The sequence below is a fragment of the Mesorhizobium sp. M1342 genome (assembly GCF_040317955.1).
Taxonomy (GTDB): Bacteria; Pseudomonadota; Alphaproteobacteria; order Rhizobiales; family Rhizobiaceae; genus Mesorhizobium.
Genome location: NZ_JAMYLI010000064.1, coordinates 1 through 2,452 on the forward strand (window position 1 = coordinate 1; position 2,452 = coordinate 2,452).

Sequence of the window (2,452 nt, forward strand, 5' to 3'; positions counted from 1 at the left end):
GAAAGGGCTGGCCCCTGTGCAATACAGGAACCAGCCCTTAAACCTACCAACTCAATGAACCGTCCAACTTTATGGGGTCAGTTCAGTTCATCCCGGCCTTTTTCATCCCAATCCTGCCTCGATCAGCACGAAGCGCATCCGCTCCTCGACCGTCGCCAAAGGCAGCGGGACGAGTTCATAGCCCAACTCCCTGTAAACGCCGACCAGCGCATGGTGGGTACGCTCGGCCTCCTCAAGCGTCTGCTTTCTCTCCTCATCCTGCGCGAAGATCTCCGGCCAAAGCGGGGCGACAAAGATGCGGGGGTTGTAGCGGAAGCGCTTGGCTGCGGCGTGGGCGTGTTCGGGTAGCGGCAGGCCGCTCAGCCTGAGGTAAGCGCGTCCGGAACGCCGCGATCGAAAAAAACAGGATGCCCGGTCTGTTTTCGCGCAATTTGATACGAGCGCATCTCCCATGCCAGCATCAACTCGGCGAACAGGGCGCGATCACGCCAGGGCAAAGCGGATCCGCCAATGGCGGACTGGTCGCGGATAATGCCGCGCCCGGCTTCCACCGAGGTGGCAAAAGCCTGCGTGGCGCAGGGCTTCGATCAGGGTGGTCTTGCCGGATCCGGGACCACCGGTCAGCACGAAGAATCGATCGGAATCGTTTTGCTCTTTTGTCCATAGAGACGGGCACGCGACGGTGCGCCTTCGCGGCCCATAGCCGTTGGACGGACCGGCCAGCGGAGCTGCCGTTGTGCGTAGCGCATGTTGAGGAGGGGAGAAGTGGAGGTTTCTGTTGCCAGGTACCTCCGAACCCCGCCTAGAAGTGCGAACCTCTAGGGCTTGATTTGAAGCTATCGCACCGCTTACGCGGCGAGACGTGCTTCCGCATAGTTGTCATTTGCAACTACAGGTTTAGCCCGATGACGGTGGTACCATGCCGGGCAAAAGTACGATCTTTACACCTTCGTCGATCCTATTTCGCCCCCAGCAAGAACCGCTCTGTCATCAGCAGCGGCTTTTGGTGGAGGCGCCGGGTACCGCCCCCGGGTCCGAACGGCTTATTTCATCGCCCATTTATCGCCATAGTCGGTCAAGCCGACAAACCGAATATAGGGGGCCATCGTAAGAAATGGAAGGCCGCAATGGCACTTTGTCCCCCTGACAAAACCGCAAGTCCAAAGGGTTGACTTGGGCGCGGTCTCAACCGAAGCTTTGCCCCGGTGAGGAGTTACCGACCTAGCGCACATGTTGCAGCAGCGCGCCACAGCCCTCATCGATCGGATCCGTGGCGCCGACGAGGGGAATTTTGATGGCCGACTATCTTGCAGACGTGAAGAAATACGATGCCGGCGCCAGTGCTGATGCGGTTGAAAAGATCGTCAAGCACCTGGGCATCGCGCTCAGGAACCGCGATTCCTCGCTGGTATCCTGCACCGACCCGAAGGAACTCGGGCGTGTCAGGGACAGCTGGGTCGCCAAGAAGCTCGGCATCAGCGATGCAGCAAAGGCCGATGCATCCATCGAAAAGACTTGCAAGGCAATGGCTGCCGACAACACCAAGAGCCGGGTGACTTTCTACTACCTCGTCGCGAAGGACCTGGGCAAGCTCGGCTCCCTCTGACGACCGCGCTTCAATTCGTAGGGCTGGCGCGGTCCATGCGCCAGCCCTGACGTTGTTGGGGACTGGCTGGCTTCGGGCAGGGCTTGCGCTGCTTTGTGGTGTTCGATCGCCTGTCCGTAAGCTATGATGGCTGGACAACCGAATCGAGCCGGAACCGATGCGCCAGTATCTCGACCTCCTGCAGCACGTGCTGGACAACGGCGCCGATCGCGGCGACCGCACCGGCACCGGAACGCGCTCCGTCTTCGGCTACCAGATGCGTTTCGACCTGGCGCGCGGCTTTCCCGTCACCACGACCAAGAAGCTGCATCTCAAGTCGATCATCCATGAACTGCTGTGGTTCCTGGCCGGCGACACCAACATCAAATACCTCACCGACCATGGCGTTTCGATCTGGGACGAATGGGCCGACGAGAATGGCGATCTCGGCCCGGTCTACGGCAAGCAGTGGCGTTCCTGGCCGGACGGCCATGGCGGCTCGATCGACCAGATCGCGAATCTTCTCAAGGAGATACGAAAAAATCCTCAATCGCGGCGGCTGATCGTTTCGGCATGGAACCCAGCCGAGGTGGAAGCGATGGCGCTGCCGCCCTGCCACTGTCTGTTCCAGTTCTACGTTTCGGAAGGGCGGCTCTCCTGTCAGCTTTACCAAAGGTCGGCCGATATCTTTCTCGGCGTGCCGTTCAACATCGCGTCCTATGCCCTGCTGACCCTGATGGTGGCGCAGGTCACCGGGCTAAAACCTGGCGATTTCGTCCACACGCTCGGTGATGCGCATCTCTACTCGAACCATTTCGAGCAAGCACGCGAACAACTGCGGCGCACGCCGAGGACGCTGCCGACGAT

2 protein-coding genes, 1 other RNA gene and 1 pseudogene are annotated in these 2,452 nt (G+C 60.1%); 2 read left to right on the top strand and 2 right to left on the bottom strand.

What is annotated here, in order from left to right; translation table 11 throughout:
- Positions 1-102: 102 nt before the first annotated feature.
- Positions 103-627: pseudogene (locus tag NKH06_RS31910) on the bottom strand (AAA family ATPase).
- A gap of 137 nt (positions 628-764) precedes the next feature.
- Positions 765-1,124: a transfer-messenger RNA gene (gene ssrA / locus NKH06_RS31915) on the bottom strand.
- Positions 1,125-1,294: 170 nt separating this feature from the next.
- Between ssrA and NKH06_RS31920 the strand changes: the two genes are divergently transcribed.
- Both NKH06_RS31920 and NKH06_RS31925 read left to right on the top strand, forming a co-directional pair.
- On the top strand, positions 1,295-1,606 hold the full coding sequence (locus NKH06_RS31920; RefSeq protein ID WP_352442880.1) for a DUF2853 family protein: 312 nt from the start codon (positions 1,295-1,297) through the stop codon (positions 1,604-1,606).
- A 157-nt stretch (positions 1,607-1,763) separates the two neighbouring features.
- Positions 1,764-2,452, top strand: a 689-nt coding sequence (locus NKH06_RS31925; protein ID WP_352895107.1) for a thymidylate synthase, incomplete at its 3' end; no start/stop codon positions are given.